Here is a 17,332-nt window from a genome sequence, read left to right on the forward strand (position 1 = left end):
CGCGCCTCCTCGGCGGCGGCGCACCCGGTGGCGCTCAGAGCGCTGCCCTCAGGTACGCGATCGGCCGGCCGGGCGGGAGCTGGGCGCCCGGCCCTTCGGCGGCCGCGGTGAGCATCAGCACGAAGACGTCCTCCGGGGGTGTCTGCTCAGGGAGCCGGATGCCCGACGGCCCGGCCATGCCGACCCGGATCCCGGCGTCGGCCGCGTCACGGAGGGCGAGGCCGGCCGTGCGCCCGCCGGTCTCCATGAGGCACGCCTTCCCTTAGTTACTGGGCCTAACTTAGAGGCATGATCAGCTCGGCGCAAGGCCGGGCGGGCGCAGCTCCGGCGTTTTCCCCGGCCAAGCTGGGGAAGTCCCCGCGTGGCACCACATTGTGATCATTTTGGAAAGGTGAACATCGATGCTGCTCCCCCAGACGGCCGGTGATGAGCGCGTCCAGCGGCTGCGCCGCCGGCTGGAGCGTCTGATCGGCGTCGCCGCGACCGAGGGCAACACCCTGTCGGTGCTGCGGAACGGCGATGAGATCTTCCCCGCCATGCTGGCCGCGATCCGCCAGGCCCGCCACACGGTCGACATGATGACGTTCGTCTACTGGCGCGGTCAGATCGCGCACGACTTCGCCACCGCGCTGGCCGAGAAGGCCGCGGAGGGCGTACGGGTGCGGCTGCTGCTGGACGGGTTCGGCGGGCGGCTGATCGAGCAGAACCTGCTGGACGCGATGGACCGCGCAGGCGTTCACATCGCCTGGTTCCGCAAGCCGTTGTGGCTGTCGCCGTTCAAGCAGAACCATCGCTGCCACCGCAAGGTGCTCGTCGTCGACGCGGAGACCGCCTTCACCGGCGGCGTCGGCATCGCCGAGGAATGGTGCGGCAACGCCAGCGGTCCCGGCGAATGGCGCGACACCCACGTGCAGCTCACCGGCCCCGCCGTGGACGGCCTGGCCGCCGCCTTCGCGCAGAACTGGGCCGAGTGCCACGACGGCGCCCTGTTCGACGACCACGACCAGTTCCCCGAGCACCCGCAGGACGGCACCTCGGTCGTACAGGTGGTGCGCGGCTCGGCCAGCGTCGGCTGGCAGGACATGCAGACGTTGCTGCGCGTGGTGATCGCCTCCGCCCAGGAGCGGCTGCGCCTGGCCACCGCCTACTTCGCGCCGGACCGCTACTTCATCGACCTGCTGTGCCAGGCGGCCGGGCGCGGCGTCGAGATCGACATCCTGCTGCCCGGCCCGCACACCGACAAGCGCGTGTGCCAGCTCGCCGGCCAGCGCTTCTACCAGGACCTCACCGCCTGCGGGGTGCGGCTGTGGCACTACCAGCCGACCATGATGCACGCCAAGGTCCTCACCATGGACGGCATCGCCAGCCTGGTCGGCTCCACCAACATCAACCGCCGCTCGCTCGACCACGACGAGGAGGTCATGCTCGCCGTGCTGGACGCCGGCCTCACCGAGCAGCTCGACGCGCACTTCGACGAAGATCTGGAGCAGAGCGTGCCCATCGACCCCGCCCGCTGGCGGCGCCGCCCGACCCTGCAGCGCGTCCAGGAGGCCGCCGTCGTCCCGATCAGGCGCTTCCTGTGACCGGCTGACACGCCCGCGGGGTGACCTAGGCTCTCTCGGGTGAACAGCCTGAAGATCCGGCCGAGGAGCCGTGCCGACCTGGACGCATGCGTCGAAGCTCTCGCCCAGGTCCAGGCGGCCGACCGCTATCCCGTGGACTGGCCGGACGATCCGGCCGGCTGGCTGACGCCGGGCGACGGGCTCAGGGCCTGGATCGCGGTCGAGGCGGGGGCCGTGCTCGGGCACGTGGCGCTCACCCCTGACATGGAGGTCACCCGCCTGTTCGTCGTCCCCGCCGCCCGTGGCCGCGGCCTGGCCGCCCTGCTGCTCGACGCCGTACGCGCCGCCGTGCCCGTCCCGCTCAAGCTGGAGGTCTCCTCCGAGGGCCTGGCCGCCATCGCGTTCTACGAGAGGTCCGGCTGGCGCCGGGTCGGCAGCAGCCGCGCCGGCTGGCTCAACGCGGCGGGCGAGCCCGCCCTGGTCCACCACTACGTGAGCCCGCCCGGCCGGCGGTCTCCCACGATGTCGTGAGCTCCGCCCGACCACGACGGACTCGCGGGAAGACGATCCGGGCATCCGGCGAAGAGTGAGTGATCGTCACCATCACTCATGAAGGCAGGCCGATGACGGAGACAACAACGTGATCGCCGACGCGGGCGAACAGGTCACCGACGCCGAGCTCGTCGCCCGGTACCGGCGCGACCCCGACCTGTTCACCACCGTGCACGACCGCTACTACCGCGACATCTACCTGTACGCGGCCGGCCGGCTGGACACGCAGATCGCCGAGGACATCACGGCCGAGACGTTCCTGCTGGCCTTCGACCGGCGCGACCGGTTCGACCCGGAGCGCGGGGGACTGCGGCCCTGGCTGTTCGGCATCGCCACCAACCTGATCGCCAGGCACCGGCGCAAGGAGAGCCGCCATTACCGGGCACTGGCCCGGCTCGGTCCCGAGCCCGCCGCAGAAGGCCACGAGAACCGGGTCGTCGCCTCCGTCGCCGCTCAGCGCATGCAGCCGCACCTGGCCAAGGGGCTCGCCGCGCTGTCCGGCGGGGAGCGCGACGCTCTCCTGCTGGTGGCCCTGGGCCAGCTCAGCTACGACGAAGTGGCCCAAGCGCTCGGCATCGCCGCCGGCACGGTGGGCTCCAGGCTCAGCCGAGCGCGCGCGAAGATCCACGCTCTCATCGACCAGGAGACCGCAAATGGATGATCTGACCGCACTCGCCACCCTCCTGGCCAAGCCCGAGCCGCCCGCCGAAGCGATCACGCGCAGCAGAGGCCGGCTCCAGGACCGGATGCGAGGCCGGGCGCGGCGCCGGACCGGGTGGCGGGTGCCCGCGTTCACCCTGGCCACCGCCGCCGCGGCGGTCGTGGCCCTGCTGGTCACGGGCGTGATCGCGCCGGCCGCCGCACCGGTCTCAGGCAGGGAGGTCCTGCTCATGGCCGCTGCCAGCGCGGAACGCACGCCCCAAGGTGCCGGAACCTACTGGCACGTCGAACGTGAGATGCAGGACGTGGGGCGCCAGGAGAGCTGGACCACGCGCGACGGGCGGCGCTGGTCCAAGGGCGCTCCGGGTGACCCTCCCGGCGTCGTCGTACCTGACCGGGCCTCGCTCGTACTCAAGGGAGCCGAGGTGAGCTTCGAGGACCTCGAAAGGCTGCCGGCGGAGCCCGAGGCGTTGAAGGCGTGGCTCACCCGGCTCAAGGGGCGTGACAGTGCCATGACCGTATCGGAGCAGCGCGGCGACCCTCTCTTCTCGCTTCTCTCGCTGATCTCGGAGCTGCCGGCGCCGCCGGAGGTCCGGGCCGCGGCGTTCCAGGCACTCGCCACGAATCCGGCAGTGAAGAGCATGGGTGCGGTCGAAGGCGGGCAGGAGCTGCGGTTTCCCTCTTCTGACACCACGTGGGAGATCAAGCTGGTCGTCGATCCCGAGACGGGGCAGGTGACGCGTACCAACTATCTCGCCGGCATCGACGGGAGCGCGTCGTTGAGCACGAGATTCATCAAGGTGACCACCGGCTGGACGGACCAGCCTCCCCGCTAGGGGGCAGCGGCCGGGCCGGCCGGTTCGGCGGAATCGCCATGGGGGCTGGAAATGGGGAGGATAGGCCCCATGACCTTCTCTGATGACCATTCTGTTGATCGTGTGCGCCCGCTCGGCGGCACCGGGCTCTCGGTCAGCTCGATAAGCCTGGGCACCTCGTTTCTGGGCAACCCGCCGCAGCCGGACGGCTCGCCCGCGCCGGAGTCGGCGGAGCTGGCGCGGACGCTGCTCGCGGGCCCGTACGCGGTGATCGACACGTCCAACAACTACGCGGGAGGCCGCAGCGAGACCGCGCTCGGGCGGGCGATCGCGGAACACGGGCTGCCCGCCGGGCGCAGCGTCGTCACCAAGGCTGACGCCGACCCGGAGACGGGCCGTTTCGACCGGGATCGCGTCTGGCGCTCCTTCGAGGAGAGCACGGCGCGGCTTGGGCTGGAGACGTTGCCGCTGCTGCACCTGCACGATCCGTACACGGTGACGGTGGAGGAGGCGCTGGCGCCGGGCGGGGCCGTGCAGGGCCTGGTCGAGCTGCGCGAGCAGGGGCTGGTCGGCGCGATCGGCGTGGCCGCCGGCGAGATCGGGCTCATGACCCGGTACGTGACCAGCGGCGCCTTCGACGTGCTGCTCACGCACAACCGCTACACCCTGGTCGACCGGCGCGCCGAGGCGCTGATGGCCGAGGCGGCGCGGCGCGGCATGGGCGTCTTCAACGCGGCCCCGTTCGGCGGCGGCCTGCTGGCCGGGCGCGGCACCCGCTACGCCTACCGGGAGGCCTCGCCGGAGCTGCTGGCCTGGACCGAGCGCGCCCGCGAGCTGTGCCGTACGTGGTCGATCGACCTGTCGGCGGCGGCCCTGCACTTCTCGATGCGCTGCCCGCTGATCCACTCCACGGTGGTCGGCGTGAGCCGGCCCGAGCGGATCGAGCAGCTGGAGAAGCTGCGCCTGACCACGATCCCCGACGACTTCTGGCCCGAGCTGGACGCACTGGGCACGCCGCCCTCCACCGTCGACGACTGACCCCGGCCCGGGAGGCGCGGGACGCCTCCCGGACCGGGCCCTGCGGCTACAGCCAGGTGCGCAGGTCGTCGATGTCGAGCAGGGGCAGGCCCCAGCGCAGCGCGGCGATCTCCAGATCGGCGGCGGTGGCCATGGTGCCGTCCTGGTTCATGATCTCGCAGCACACCCCGACCGGAGGCAGCCCCGCCGCCTCGCACATCGCGACGGTGGCCTCGGTGTGGCCCCGGCGCTCGGCCAGGCGGCCGGGCCTGGCGGCGATCGGGATGACGTGGCCGGGCGCGGTGAAGTCGCCCGGCCGCGCGTCCGGGTGAGCCAGGCGGCGGACCGTGGCGGCCCGCTCCGCCGCGCTGACGCCCGTGCCGGTGCCCGCCGCCAGGTCCACCGGGGTGTGGAAGGCGGTGCCGTGGCGGTCGCCCGCGCCGTGCAGCGCCTCGATCTCCAGCCGCTCCAGCACCTCGGGCGCGCAGGGCACGCACGGGTAGCCGTAGGCCTGGGTGAGCAGGAAGACGAAGTCCTCGGGGCGCAGCCGGGAGCCGGCGAAGATGACGTCCCCCTCGGCCTCGCGGTCGGGGTCCCAGATCAGCACCGCGCCGCCGGCCGCGATCTGCGCGATCACCTTCTGCACCCCCTGGGCCCCGCTGACGTGGCCGGCCCAGGGGAGCGCGGCGACGAGGTCGCGCACGACGGCGCCCGCGCCGGCCGGCGAGCGCCTGGTGATCCGCGTGACCAGGTCGGACTCCAGGTTGACGCGGTCGCCGACGGCCAGGTCGCCGATCGTGGTGGAGCTCAGGGTGAGCGGGATCAGCGCCACGGAGAACCTGTCGCGGGCCACCTCGGCGACGGTGACGCTGACGCCGTTGACCGCGATCTGCCCCTTCGGCACCACGAGCCGGACGTATCGGTCCGGGATCTTGATCCAGACCCGCCGGGCGGGGTGCTCGTCGTCGACCCGGACGACCTTGCCCACGGCGTCCACGTCGCCCTGGACCAGGTGGCCGGAGAGCGCGTCGCCGACCGCGAGCGGGGTCTCGACGTTGACCGGCGTGCCGGGCTCGATCCGGTCGAACGTCGTGCGGCGCCTGGTCTCGGGCGACAGGTCCGCCGCCACGACCCCGTCCTCGCCGGCCGGGCGTACGGCCAGGGCGACGCCGTTGACGCAGATCGTCGGGTGCCGGCCGGCCTTGGCGGCCCGGATGAGAACGCGCCGGTCGTCGGCGTGCTCGATCACGCCGATCTCGTCGATGTGTCCCGTGAACATGATGCGACCACCTCTCAGCAACATGACTGTCAGGGGCCGGGCGGCCCGAGAGGTGGCGGGGTGTCACCGCGTGGCCCCGGAGTCGCACCGGATCGTCCCGCCCGCACGGCGGGACCGGCGGGCTGTCACCGCCGCACCCTGGAATCGCACCAGTACTTCAATTTAACAGGACGGCAAGGGACGGCAAAGCCCCCGGTCCGGCGGCATGCGTTGACAGCCTAACCAACCAAGCGCATGCTTCGTGTCGCGAGGAGCGCCGGGCTCCCGCCGACTCGGAGGAAGGATCGATCGATGGGACCTGCCGAGGTCATTCCAGCGCGCCCAGCCGCCGCGGGCCCGAGCCGCCGTTCCCTGCTCCTCGCGGGCGGGATCATCGTGACCGGCGCGGCGCTGGGCCAGGACCCCGCGTACGCCGACGCCGACTACGACGTCGTGGTCGTCGGCTCGGGGGCCGCGGGCATGACCGCCGCCCTGACCGCGGCCAAGCGCGGCCTGCGCACGGTGGTGCTGGAGAAGGCGCCGACGTTCGGCGGCTCGGCCGCCCGGTCCGGGGCGGGGATCTGGATCCCGTGCAACGAGGTGATCCTCGCCGCCGGCGTGCCCGACACCCCGGCCAAGGCCGCCGCGTACCTCTCGCGGGTCGTCGGCGACACGGTGCCCGCCGCGCGGCAGCAGGCGTTCCTGGCCGCGGGCCCGGCGATGATCTCGTTCGTGCTGCGCAACAGCCCGCTGCGCTTCCGCTTCATGGAGGGCTACTCGGACTACTATCCGGAGCTCCCCGGCGGGATGCCGAACGGGCGCTCCATCGAGCCCGACCAGTTCGACGGGAACCTGCTCGGCGCGGAGCTGGCCCGGCTCAACGGCCCGTACATCCCCACCCCGGCCGGCATGGTGGTCTTCAGCGCCGACTACAAGTGGCTGACGCTCAGCGCGGTCAACCCGAAGGGGCTGGAGGTCAGCGCCGCCTGCCTGCTGCGCGGCACGGAGGCCGCGCTGCGCGGGGAGAAGCCGCTCACCATGGGGCAGTCCCTGGCCGCCGGGCTGCGCGCGGGGCTGCTCGCGGCCGGCGTGCCGGTGTGGCTGAACACCCCGCTGCTGGACCTGCACGTCGAGTCGGGCCGGGTAACCGGCGTGGTCACCTCGGCGGGGCTGGTCAGGGCCAGGCGCGGGGTGATCGTGGGCTCGGGCGGGTTCGAGCACAGCGCGGCCATGCGCGCGGAGTTCCAGCGCCAGCCCATCGGGACGAGCTGGACCGTCGGCGCGAAGGAGAACACCGGCGACGGCATCGAGGCCGGCGAGCGGGCCGGGGCCGCGCTGGACCTGATGGACGACGCCTGGTGGGGGCCGTCGATCCCGCTGCCGGGACAGCCGTACTTCTGCCTGGCCGAGCGGACCCTGCCCGGCTGCGTCCTGGTCAACGGCAACGGCGTGCGCTTCGTCAACGAGGGGGCGCCCTACAGCGACGTGGTCCACGTCATGTACGACCGCAACACCCCGGCCGCGCCGCACATCCCGGCGTGGCTGATCGTGGACCAGAACTACCGCAACCGGTACCTGTTCAAGGACGTCGCCCCGCTGCTGCCGCTGCCCGCCTCCTGGTACGACAGCGGCGCCGTGCACCGTGCCCCGACGATCGAGCAGCTGGCCGGGAAGATCGGGGTGCCCGCGGCGGCCCTGCGCGCCACGATCACCCGCTTCAACGGGTTCGCGCTGACCGGCAGGGACGCCGACTTCCACCGGGGGGACAGCGCCTACGACCGCTACTACGCAGACCCGTACGTCAAGCCCAACCCGTGCCTGGCGCCGCTCTGGCTGCCGCCCTTCTACGCCTTCAAGATCGTCCCAGGCGACCTGGGCACCAAGGGCGGCATGCGTACCGACGCCCGCGCCCGGGTGCTGCGGGCGGACGGCTCCGTCATCCCCGGCCTGTACGCGGCGGGCAACGCCAGCGGCGCCGTCATGGGCCACAGCTACGCGGGCTCCGGCTCGACCATCGGCCCGGCCATGACCTTCGGGTACGTGGCCGCCAACGATCTCGCCGACGGCGCCTGACGCTCTCCTTCCATTCGTCGACAAGATTTGACCGCTCACCGTAAACCGATGAAAGGTTTGCAATACTGCATACCGTATGTGGTACCCGTGATCCGTGGCAGACAGCACGAAGCTCGCGAGTTCCACAGGTTTCCTCAGCCGTTCCCGTACCGTGGCGCCCTCCACGTGGAGCCGGTGGCTGGTGCCACCGGCGGCGCTCTCCGTGCACCTGGCGATCGGCCAGGCGTACGCGTGGAGCGTCTTCAAACCCCCGCTGGAGTCCTCGCTCCAGCTGTCCGGCACCCAGAGCGCACTCCCGTTCCAGCTCGGCATCGTCATGCTCGGCCTGTCGGCGGCCTTCGGCGGCACGCTGGTGGAGCGCAACGGGCCGCGCTGGGCCATGTTCGTGTCGATGGCCTGCTTCTCCTCCGGGTTCCTGCTGTCCGCGCTGGGGGTGGCCACCCGGCAGTACTGGCTGGTCGTGCTCGGCTACGGGTTCGTGGGCGGGATCGGGCTCGGCATCGGCTACATCTCGCCGGTGTCCACCCTGATCAAGTGGTTCCCCGACCGGCCGGGTATGGCGACCGGCATCGCGATCATGGGGTTCGGCGGCGGTGCGCTCATCGCCTCGCCGTGGTCGGCGCAGATGCTGAGCTCGTTCGGCACGAGCACGACCGGGATCGCGACGACGTTCCTCGTGCACGGCGTGGTCTACGCGCTCTTCATGTCCATGGGAGTGCTGCTGGTGCGGGTCCCGCCGGACGGCTGGCGGCCCCGCGGCTGGCAGCCGCCGCAGATCGCGGCCCGCGCGCTGATCACCACGGCCGACGTCTCGGCCCGCAACGCGATCCGCACCCCGCAGTTCTACTGCCTGTGGATCGTGCTGTGCTGCAACGTCACGGCCGGCATCGGGATCCTGGAGAAGGCCGCCCCGATGATCACCGACTTCTTCTCCGGCACCGCGACGCCCGTCGCCGTCGGGGCCGCGGCGGGCTTCGTCGCGCTCCTGTCGCTGGCGAACATGGCCGGGCGCTTCGTCTGGTCCTCCACCTCGGACGTCATCGGGCGCAAGAACATGTACCGCGTCTACCTGGGCGCCGGCGCGCTGCTCTACCTCGTGATCGCGCTGGCCGGAGCCTCGTCGCGGCCGCTGTTCATCGTGTGCGCGCTGGGGATCCTGTCCTTCTACGGCGGCGGCTTCGCGACGGTCCCCGCGTACCTGAAGGATCTTTTCGGGACGTACCAGGTGGGTGCGATCCACGGGCGGCTGCTCACCGCGTGGTCCACCGCCGGCGTGCTCGGCCCGCTGATCGTCAACGCGATCGCCGACGCGCAGAAGGCCGCGGGGCGGTCCGGGCCCGCCCTCTACACCACGTCGCTCTACATCATGATCGGGCTGCTCGCGGTGGGCTTCCTGGCCAACGAGCTGATCCGGCCGGTGCACGACCGGCACCACGAGCGGCCCGTGCCGCCGGTGGCGGAGAAGGGACAGGTGCGATGACCTCCACCACGGACACGGACACGGGTCAGGGCGCGGCCGGGGAGCGGCCGCGGACCGGGCTGATGGTGCTGGCGTGGGCCTGGGTCGGGCTCCCCTTCGCGTACGGCGTCTACGAGCTGCTGCTCAAGCTCACCCAGCTGTTCGCGGGCTGACCGGCCTTCCACCGGCCGGGCCCGGATCGCGTCCGCCACGGGCTATGGTGGGCCGGACAGGGAGGGGAGGGACCGTGCGGACAAGGCTGCCTGCCGCGCTGCTCTTCCTGCTGTCCTGGCTCCTGCCCGTCACCGGCCACGCCCAGCTCGTCCAGCCGGCCGCCACGGCCCAGGTCGCCACCTGGTCGGCGGGGCAGCCGCCGGAGGCGCGGCAGCTCCCGTACCAGCCCGCCACCGCACGCGTGTGGGCCGGGCAGCACGGTGCGGCGGGCGCGGGCGGGGCCGCGCTGCTCGCGGCCGGTCCGCCGCGCTTCGAGCACACGTGGGCCGCCGTCGTCGCCCCCGCGGGCACGCACGCCCCCGGCGACCGCCGGCCGGCGGCGACACCCGCGCGGGCGCCTCCCTCCACAGGGTTCTGAGATCCCTTTTCCGCACATCTGAGCCTGTGGAGGCTTCATGTCCCGTGCGCCGGTTTGGCGTGCGGTGACGGCGCTCGCCGTCATCGCGATCTCCATCACCCTGGCCCTCGTCACCGCGCCGCGGCTGGGCCTGGACTTAAGAGGTGGCACCCAGCTCGTCTTCGAGACGAGGGACTCGGCCACCGTCAAGGCCGACTCGGCCGCCACCGACCGCGCGCTGAACGTGCTCCGCCAGCGGGCGGACGCGCTCGGCGTGGTCGATCCCACCCTGGTCCGCTCGGGCGAGCGGCGGATCATCGTCGAGCTGCCTGGCGTGCTCGACCCGCGGCAGGCGGCCGACGTCATCGGCCGGACCGCGCAGCTCGCGTTCCACCCGGTGCTCGGCGCGGCCGAGGCCGGCGACAAGACGGCGGTGCCCGACGAGAACGGCGGGCTGCTGAAGCTCGGTCCCGTGGCCATCAGCGGCGACGGGATCAGCGACGCGACCGAGCAGAGCGACCCCCAGCGCGGGCCCGGCTGGTGGGTGAACATCGGCTTCCGCCAGGCCGACGCCTGGCAGCGGCTGACCGGCACGGCGGCCTGCGCTCCCGACGGCGACCCGAAGCGCAGGATCGCCATCGTGCTCGACAAGGAGGTCATCTCCTCGCCGCCGCTCGACCCCTCGGTCCCCTGCGGGAGCGGCATCCCGGGCGCGAGCGGCGACATCACCGGGTCGTTCACGTACGAGGAGGCCCGCGACCTGGCCGTGCTGATCAAGGGCGGCGCGCTGCCTGTCCCGCTCGACCTCGTCGAGCAGCGGACGGTCGGCCCGACGCTCGGCGCGGCGGCCATCGACGCCAGCGCCAAGGCGGCGCTGGCCGGGCTGGCGCTGACGGCCGTGTTCATCGTCGCCGTCTACCGCCTGTCCGGCCTGCTGTCGGTGATCGCCCTGCTGTGTTACGGCGTCATCTCCTACGCGGCGCTGGTGGCGATGGGGGCGACGTTCACCCTGCCGGGGCTGGCCGGGTTCGTGCTGGCGATCGGCATGGCCATCGACGCCAACGTGCTGGTCTTCGAACGGGCCAGAGAGGAGTACGTCCAGGCGCCGGGGCGCGGGCTGAAGGCGGCGCTCGGCCGCGGGTTCAGCAACGCGTGGAGCGCGATCGCCGACTCCAACGTCACCACCCTGATCGCCGCCGGCCTGCTGTTCTGGCTGGCCTCCGGCCCCGTCAAGGGCTTCGGCGTGACCCTGGCGATCGGCGTGCTGGCCTCGCTGGTCTCGGCCATGCTCATCACCCGCGTGCTCTCCGAGACCGTCATCGGCAAGGTCGGCCCGCGCGTGTCCGGCCTCGGCTCGGCCGGGACCGTACGCACCTGGCTGACCCGCAGGAACCCGCAGCTCATGCGGGCTCGCAAGCTGTGGCTGGCGGTCGCGGGCGGGCTCGTGGCGGTGGCCTGCGCCGGGCTGCTCGCGCACGGGCTGAACTTCGGCGTCGAGTTCACCGGCGGGCGGCTCGTGGAGTTCGCCACGAGCCGGCCGATCCCGGCCGACGCCGCCGGTCAGGCGGTCACCCGCGCCGGGTTCCCCACGGCCGTGGTGCAGTCGACCGGCGACGGCGTCACCGTGCGCGCCGCGCGGCTCGGGCTCGACGAGGTGGCCAGGATCGAGCAGGCGCTCGAACAGCAGGGCGGCGAGGTGACCAAGCGGCGCGAGGAGTTCGTCGGCCCCAGCCTGGGCGAGGAGCTGCGCCGCAACGCCCTGATCGCGCTCGGCGTGGCCGTGGCGATGCAGCTGGTCTACCTGGCGGTCCGGTTCCGGTGGACGTTCGGCGCGGCGGCGGTGCTGGCGCTGGTGGTGGACGTGATGGTGGTGATGGGAGTGTTCGCGTGGCTGGGCAAGCCGGTGGACGGCATCTTCCTGGCCGCCATGTTGACCATCGTCGGGTACTCGGTCAACGACAAGGTCGTGGTGTTCGACCGGGTGCGCGAGCTGTGGGCGGCCCGCCGTACCGAGCCGTTCGCCGCGGCGGTGAACGGCGCGATCCTGCAGACCATGCCGCGCACCGTCAACACGGGTCTGGGGGCGCTGTTCATCCTGGCCGCGCTGACGGCCTTCGGCGGCGACTCGCTGCGCGACTTCGCGACGGCGCTGGTGATCGGGATCGTGACGGGGACGCTGTCGTCGGCGTTCGTGGCCGGGCCCGCGGCGATCGGCCTGGCCCGGCTGGACCGGCAGCCGCCACCCGAGCCGGCCAAGCGGCGCGCCCGCCGGGCCCGCGAGGGGTCGGGGGCCGTGATCTGAGCGGGCGACCGGCCGGTTAAGCGCTCGCGATCGGACACCCGGGCCGGCCGGTTCAGCGCTTGTGGCCGAGCCGACCGGTGGGGAGGTACGGGCGTCGCTCGTACCGCGCGTGGCCGCCCGGGGTGGGGTCACACCTCGATGCCCGCCTCCTTGGCGGCGCGGTCGATGGCCGACAGCTCGTCGTCGGTGAAGTCCAGGCGGTCCACGGCCGCCACGTTCGCCTCCAGCTGCTCGGGGCTGGAGGCGCCGACCAGGACCGAGGTGATGCGGGGGTCGCGCAGCGCCCAGGCGAGGGAGAGCTGGGCCACCGACTGGCCACGGGCCTGGGCCAGCTCGGCGAGCGAGCGGACCAAGGCCAGGACCTGCGGGGTGACGCGGTCCGCGGTCAGGAAGCGGCCCTCGGCGGCACGCGAGTCCGCGGGGATGCCGTCCAGGTAGCGGTCGGTCAGCAGGCCCTGGGCGAGCGGCGAGTAGACCACGCAGCCGACGCCCTCCTGCTCCAGGACGCCTAGCAGCGAGGCTTCGATGCCCCGGTTGAGCAGGGAGTAGGAGGGCTGGTGGACCAGCAGCGGGGTGCCGAGGCCGCGCAGCAGGCGGGCGGCCTCGGCGGTGCGCTCGGGGGAGAAGTTGGAGACGCCCGCGTACAGGGCCTTGCCTGTGCGCACCATGTGGTCGAGCGTGGCGACCTGCTCTTCCAGCGGCGTGGCGTCGTCGTCGCGGTGCAGGTAGAAGACGTCCACGTAGTCGAGGCCGAGCCGGGCGAGCGAGCGGTCGAGGGTGGCGAGCAGGTGCTTGCGCGAGTTGCCCTTGCCGTAGGGGCCGTCCCACATGGGGTTGCTGCCCTTGGTGGTGACCACGACCTCGTCGCGCAGCGAGCGCGGGAAGAGCTGTCCGAACGCGGACTCGGCCGCGCCGATCGGCGGGCCGTAGCGGTCGGCGATGTCGAAGTGGGTGATGCCGAGGTCGAATGCCTTGTGCAGGATGGCGCGCTGGCCGTCGAGCGGCTTGCCCGCGCCGAAGTTGTGCCACAGGCCGAGCGACACGGCGGGGAGTAGGAGGCCGCTGCGGCCACATCTCCTGTACGGCTGGCGTTCGTAGTCCAAGGATGACCTTCCAGAGCTCAACTGTGATCGTTATGAAACGTTTTAGGGTCCTAGTTAAGCATCTCCGCCACTGACCGATTCTTTACTGATGTGTACAAAATGGGGTAGCGTCCCGTCCATGGGCAGGCCACGCGAGTTCAGCGACCAGCGGGTGATCGACGCGGCGATGGCAGTGTTCTGGGAGAAGGGGTACGAAGCGACCACCACCCAGGACCTGTGCGCCAGGACCGGGCTCGGGCGGGGCAGCCTCTACAACGCCTTCGGCAGCAAACACCTCCTGTACGAGGAGGCGCTCCGGCGCTACGCCGAGACCCTCGCCGAGGCTCAGGTGGCGATGCTGGCCGAGCCGGGGTCGGTGCGCGACCGGCTCAGGGACCTCATGCTGGGCGTGATCGACGCAGACCTGGACGATCCCGGCCGGCGCGGCTGCCTGGCGCTGAACGCGGCCACCGAGGCGAGCGGGCGCACCGAGTCCGTCGCCGGGCTGGTGCGGCGGCAGTTCGCGGATCTGGAGCAGGCGCTCACCCGGCTGGTGGCGGTCGGGCAGAGCACGGGCGAGCTGCCGTCCGGGCGCCCGCCGTTGCAGGTGGCGCGCACGTTCCAGAGCGCGTACTACGGGTTGCGGGTGCTCGCCAAGGTCACCGATGACCGCAGGGCGCTGCTGGACGTCGTCGAGGGAGCCGTCGCGGCCCTCTGACCGTTGCCATGGGGCCCTCCGGGCTTTTTCGCGCCCAGTTTTTGTACTGAACAGTAAAGAATGGATGGTTCCATGAAACCGGTGGCCAGCGTGCCTTCGCTGACGTTGTGCGTGTTCGGCATCACCACGGGCGAGTTCGTCATCGCCGGCATCCTGCCGGACATCGCCGCCGACCTGACCGTCTCGATCCCGGCCGCCGGGCTGCTGGTGACGGCGTACGCGATCGGGATGATCGTCGGCGGCCCGGTGCTGACGGCGCTCACCGCCCGCTTCCCGCGCAAGCCGCTCATCCTGGTCCTGCTCGGCATCACGATCGCCGGGAACCTCGCCTCCGCGCTGGCCCCCGCCTACGGCGTGCTCTTCGCGGCGCGCGTCGTGACCGCGCTGGTGACCTCCACGTTCTTCGCCAACGCGATCGTCATCGCGGTGTCCGCCGCCGCGCCGGGCAAGCAGGCCTCGACCGTCTCCCGGCTGGTCTTCGGCATGAACCTGTCGATGATCCTCGGCGCGCCGATCGGCACGTACATCGGCGGCGGTTACGGGTGGCGCTCCACGTTCCTGGCCATCGCCGCGTGCTGCGTGCTCGGCTTCCTGCTGGTGCTGCGGCTGGTGCCGGACGTGCGCGGCACCGCCGCGCCGGAGCCGCCCGCCGGGTCCTCCGTGGCCGCTGAGCTGCGCGTGTTCCGGTGCGGGGACGTGCGGGTCGCCATCGCGGTCACCGCCGTGGCGAACGCGGGGCTGCTCATGGTGTTCACCTTCTTCGCGCCTCTGGTCACCGAGGTCGCCGGGTTCGCCGGGGAGGCGGTGGCCGGGCTGCTGCTGGTGTACGGACTCGGCGCGGCAGCGGGCAACTTCGTCGGCGGCCGGCTGGCCGACCGGTCGCCGAAGTGGTCACAGCTCGGCCTGCTGGGCGCGCTGGCGGCGGCGCTGGTGCTCATGTGGGCGGTCGGCGGCAGCGCGGCGGCTACGGCGATCATGGTGTTCGTGCTTGGCGCGCTGGGCTTCTCGGTCATCCCCGGCATGCAGGCGCGGGTCCTGTCGGCCGCCGCCGCGGCGCCGACGCTGGCCATGGCGGTCAACGCCTCTGCCTACCAGCTCGCCGCGGCCCTCGCCGCCTGGCTCGGCGGCCGGGTCATCGACGGTGGGCTCGGGCTGCGTGCCGTCTACCTCGTGGGCGCCGCCGTCACCGTCGCGGGCATCCTGGTCAGCGCGTACGCCTGGCACGGCGAGCGTGGCCGCGCGGCCGTCGAGCCGGCGGGGGCGGCGAGGTCATGAGTAGTCCGAGCCGGGACGGACGATCATGAGGACCACGACGATCGCCCAGAGCAGGTTGTAGATCCCGGCGAACATGCCGAGCCTGCGCAGCCGGTCGCCGGGGCCCGGCTCGGCGAGCGCCTCCCGCTGGCGCGGGATGATCTGCAGGGCCAGCAGGCCGCCCGCGGCGATGGTGAGGACCATGGAGATGTTGATCCAGATCTCGCCCATCCGGCCCTGGACCGCGGCCAGCACGATCCCGGCCACGGGGACGACGACGCCGGCGACGGCGTAGCCCCGGCTGATGCGGTGCAGCGCCACGGCCACGGACCGGCTCCGCTCTCCCGCCCCGTCCGCGCTCGCGGTGTCCGGAACGCCGACGGCGACCGGGGCGTAGCGGGGGAACAGGCTCGTCGCGACGGCCGAGCCGCCCACGAACACGATGGCGGCCAGGACGTGAACCGACAGCAACAGACCTTCCACGGACCCTCCTCCGAAACCTTCAGGCGGCCTGAAGCTTAACACGCAAGCTTCAGGCCCCTTGAAGGTGGTCCGGGCGTGCGCCATCCGAACGGCTGCCGGGCCGGGCTCGCGGCCGTCGTCCTACGTGCGATCAGGCGAGGCCGGGGTCATGGGGAAGCGGCTGGGGTCAGGGGGCGCGGCCGGGATCGAAGGCGGCCAGGACGGCCTCGGAGATCTGCCGCTGGATCGGGTCGGCGTCCGGCCCGAACAGGCGCTCGTCCACCGCGGCCACCGCGTCCTTCGCCGCGTCGAGCAGCCGCGCCCCTTCGGGCGTGACCTCGATGGTCGAGGCCGAGCCGGCCCGCGCGGTGCTGTCGCGCACCAGGCCCGCGGCGGCCAGGGCCTTCACCGCCGTGTGGACGCTCTGCACCGTGGTCCCCGACATCCGCGCCAGATCGCTGAACGAGACCCCGGGCACGACGGCGATGTGACCGAGCAGCCCGAGCCGGCTGACCGTGAGCTCAAGGGGCGCCAGAGCGGCGCCCAGCTCGGTCTCGATCCGGCGGGCCAGCGTGAGCACCACGATGGAGGTGCTGGTCACGGGCGGGCTGGGGCGTTCGTCGTCAGTCACGGTCCCAGTCTCCCGCACGCCCGCGAGCCGTCCCGCGCGGATCCCGGGGATGCGTCCGGTGTTACAAGAGAGCTCCAAGTGACGCACAAGCCGGACTGGCGATCATGGTTCCTCCGCATGGAAGAAGAAAGGGACCCCCGATGAGAAGGACAGCGTTGCTGCTGGGCGGCGTGCTGCTCAGCGGCCTGCTGGCCACGCCGCCCGCGCTCGCCGCCCCCGCCGTCAAGACGGCCGTGGCCGCGGTCAAGGCGAGCCCCGCCAGGCAGTCCGGCAGTTGCCCGGCCACGGTCGGGTTCTCCGCCGTGGTGACGGCCAAGGGCAAGGGCACCGTCCGCTACCGCTGGGTACGCGGTGACGGTGGCAAGAGCGCGATCAGGAGCTTCCGCGTCAACGGCACGCGAAGGGCGGTCGTGACGGACCGCCAGACCTTCGACCGCACCACCTCCGGCTGGCAGGCCGTCGAGGTGCTCGGCAAGAAGGGGCTGTCGGCCAAGGCCAGGTTCAGCGTCACGTGCGCCGGGCCGATCGAGGTCTACGACGTGGCCCACCCGCTGCCCGCCGCGCCCGGCAGGCCGCTGGTCGCGGCGGCCGACGTGGACGTCAGCCCGCCGGCCCACAGCGGCGCCTGCCCGGTGACCGTGACGTTCACGGCCACCATCCAGGTCTCCCGTACGCCCGCCAAGGTCGGCTACCAGTGGATCGACGACGTCACGGGGGAGGGGCGGCCGGAGTCGCTGCTGTTCCCGGCCGGCGGGCCGCGCAGCCGCCAGATCTCGCTCCCGCTGACCGTGGGCAGCTCCACCAGCGGCTGGAAGGCCGTGCGCCTGCTCACCCGCGACGGCCACCACTCCGGCCGGGCGGCCTACCAGGTGACCTGCAGCTCCACCCCGCCGACATCCCCGCCGCCCACCTCTCC

Annotated in this window: 18 protein-coding genes; 13 read left to right on the forward strand and 5 right to left on the reverse strand. The window is 72.5% G+C overall.

Annotated elements, in window-relative coordinates; genetic code table 11:
* Positions 1-34: 34 nt before the first annotated feature.
* Positions 35-247 carry a hypothetical protein gene (locus tag ETD85_RS30475; protein WP_138693244.1) on the reverse strand — a complete coding sequence of 71 codons (213 nt, stop codon included), beginning with the start codon at positions 245-247 and terminating at the stop codon, positions 35-37.
* A 154-nt stretch (positions 248-401) separates the two neighbouring features.
* Here ETD85_RS30475 and ETD85_RS30480 point away from each other — a divergent pair, with 154 nt between their 5' ends.
* The 5 genes from ETD85_RS30480 to ETD85_RS30500 all read left to right on the forward strand — a co-directional run bounded on the left by ETD85_RS30480 (position 402) and on the right by ETD85_RS30500 (position 4,627).
* Positions 402-1,583: a phospholipase D-like domain-containing protein gene (locus ETD85_RS30480; RefSeq protein WP_138693245.1), complete on the forward strand. Its 1,182-nt coding sequence runs from the start codon at positions 402-404 to the stop codon at positions 1,581-1,583.
* Positions 1,584-1,622: 39 nt separating this feature from the next.
* Positions 1,623-2,093 carry a GNAT family N-acetyltransferase gene (locus ETD85_RS30485; protein ID WP_206058741.1) on the forward strand — a complete coding sequence of 157 codons (471 nt, stop codon included), beginning with the start codon at positions 1,623-1,625 and terminating at the stop codon, positions 2,091-2,093.
* A 109-nt stretch (positions 2,094-2,202) separates the two neighbouring features.
* Positions 2,203-2,775 carry an RNA polymerase sigma factor gene (locus ETD85_RS30490; RefSeq protein ID WP_138693246.1) on the forward strand — a complete coding sequence of 191 codons (573 nt, stop codon included), beginning with the start codon at positions 2,203-2,205 and terminating at the stop codon, positions 2,773-2,775.
* Positions 2,768-3,610: a CU044_5270 family protein gene (locus tag ETD85_RS30495; RefSeq protein WP_138693247.1), complete on the forward strand. Its 843-nt coding sequence runs from the start codon at positions 2,768-2,770 to the stop codon at positions 3,608-3,610. Before ETD85_RS30490 ends, ETD85_RS30495 begins: the two co-directional genes overlap by 8 nt.
* 69 nt (positions 3,611-3,679) lie before the next feature.
* The gene (locus tag ETD85_RS30500) at positions 3,680-4,627 is read left to right on the forward strand and encodes an aldo/keto reductase (protein ID WP_138693248.1); all 948 of its coding nucleotides are present in this window, start codon (positions 3,680-3,682) and stop codon (positions 4,625-4,627) included.
* A 46-nt stretch (positions 4,628-4,673) separates the two neighbouring features.
* Here ETD85_RS30500 and ETD85_RS30505 read toward each other — a convergent pair whose 3' ends face one another.
* On the reverse strand, positions 4,674-5,885 hold the full coding sequence (locus ETD85_RS30505) for a riboflavin synthase (protein WP_138693249.1): 1,212 nt from the start codon (positions 5,883-5,885) through the stop codon (positions 4,674-4,676).
* Positions 5,886-6,176: 291 nt separating this feature from the next.
* Between ETD85_RS30505 and kstD the strand changes: the two genes are divergently transcribed.
* The 5 genes from kstD (at position 6,177) to secD (ending at position 12,269) form a co-directional block, all read left to right on the forward strand.
* The gene (gene kstD / locus ETD85_RS30510) at positions 6,177-7,937 is read left to right on the forward strand and encodes a 3-oxosteroid 1-dehydrogenase (protein WP_138693250.1); all 1,761 of its coding nucleotides are present in this window, start codon (positions 6,177-6,179) and stop codon (positions 7,935-7,937) included.
* A 94-nt stretch (positions 7,938-8,031) separates the two neighbouring features.
* Positions 8,032-9,417, forward strand: a complete 1,386-nt coding sequence (locus ETD85_RS30515) for an L-lactate MFS transporter (protein ID WP_138693251.1) — start codon at positions 8,032-8,034, stop codon at positions 9,415-9,417.
* The gene (locus ETD85_RS63355) at positions 9,414-9,569 is read left to right on the forward strand and encodes an MFS transporter small subunit (protein ID WP_170246916.1); all 156 of its coding nucleotides are present in this window, start codon (positions 9,414-9,416) and stop codon (positions 9,567-9,569) included. The genes ETD85_RS30515 and ETD85_RS63355 overlap by 4 nt, the downstream gene beginning before the upstream one ends.
* Positions 9,570-9,643: 74 nt before the next feature.
* Complete coding sequence (locus ETD85_RS63360; RefSeq protein ID WP_170246918.1) at positions 9,644-9,988, forward strand: hypothetical protein; 345 nt, start codon at positions 9,644-9,646, stop codon at positions 9,986-9,988.
* A 37-nt stretch (positions 9,989-10,025) separates the two neighbouring features.
* Positions 10,026-12,269 (forward strand): protein translocase subunit SecD, encoded by a 2,244-nt coding sequence (gene secD / locus ETD85_RS30525; RefSeq protein WP_138693253.1) that lies wholly within the window; start codon positions 10,026-10,028, stop codon positions 12,267-12,269.
* A gap of 128 nt (positions 12,270-12,397) precedes the next feature.
* Here the strand turns inward: secD and ETD85_RS30530 are convergent, their stop codons facing one another.
* A complete protein-coding gene (locus ETD85_RS30530) occupies positions 12,398-13,372 on the reverse strand; it encodes an aldo/keto reductase (protein ID WP_138693254.1) in 975 nt (324 codons plus the stop codon).
* A 118-nt stretch (positions 13,373-13,490) separates the two neighbouring features.
* Between ETD85_RS30530 and ETD85_RS30535 the strand changes: the two genes are divergently transcribed.
* Both ETD85_RS30535 and ETD85_RS30540 read left to right on the forward strand, forming a co-directional pair.
* Positions 13,491-14,069, forward strand: coding sequence for a TetR/AcrR family transcriptional regulator (locus ETD85_RS30535; protein WP_138693255.1), 579 nt, complete (start codon positions 13,491-13,493; stop codon positions 14,067-14,069).
* A gap of 72 nt (positions 14,070-14,141) precedes the next feature.
* Positions 14,142-15,344 carry an MFS transporter gene (locus ETD85_RS30540; RefSeq protein WP_138693256.1) on the forward strand — a complete coding sequence of 401 codons (1,203 nt, stop codon included), beginning with the start codon at positions 14,142-14,144 and terminating at the stop codon, positions 15,342-15,344.
* On the opposite strand, the gene ETD85_RS30545 is transcribed toward ETD85_RS30540, so the two are convergent.
* Together ETD85_RS30545 and ETD85_RS30550 are read right to left on the reverse strand one after the other, a co-directional pair.
* On the reverse strand, positions 15,339-15,806 hold the full coding sequence (locus tag ETD85_RS30545; protein WP_138693257.1) for a hypothetical protein: 468 nt from the start codon (positions 15,804-15,806) through the stop codon (positions 15,339-15,341). The two genes, ETD85_RS30540 and ETD85_RS30545, sit on opposite strands and share 6 nt — an antisense overlap.
* Positions 15,807-15,972: 166 nt before the next feature.
* Positions 15,973-16,416: a MarR family winged helix-turn-helix transcriptional regulator gene (locus ETD85_RS30550; protein WP_206058743.1), complete on the reverse strand. Its 444-nt coding sequence runs from the start codon at positions 16,414-16,416 to the stop codon at positions 15,973-15,975.
* A gap of 140 nt (positions 16,417-16,556) precedes the next feature.
* Here ETD85_RS30550 and ETD85_RS30555 point away from each other — a divergent pair.
* Positions 16,557-17,332, forward strand: a 776-nt coding sequence (locus ETD85_RS30555; protein ID WP_206058744.1) for a hypothetical protein, incomplete at its 3' end; no start/stop codon positions are given.

The organism is Nonomuraea zeae (assembly GCF_005889725.1).
In the GTDB taxonomy this organism is placed as follows: domain Bacteria; phylum Actinomycetota; class Actinomycetes; order Streptosporangiales; family Streptosporangiaceae; genus Nonomuraea; species Nonomuraea zeae.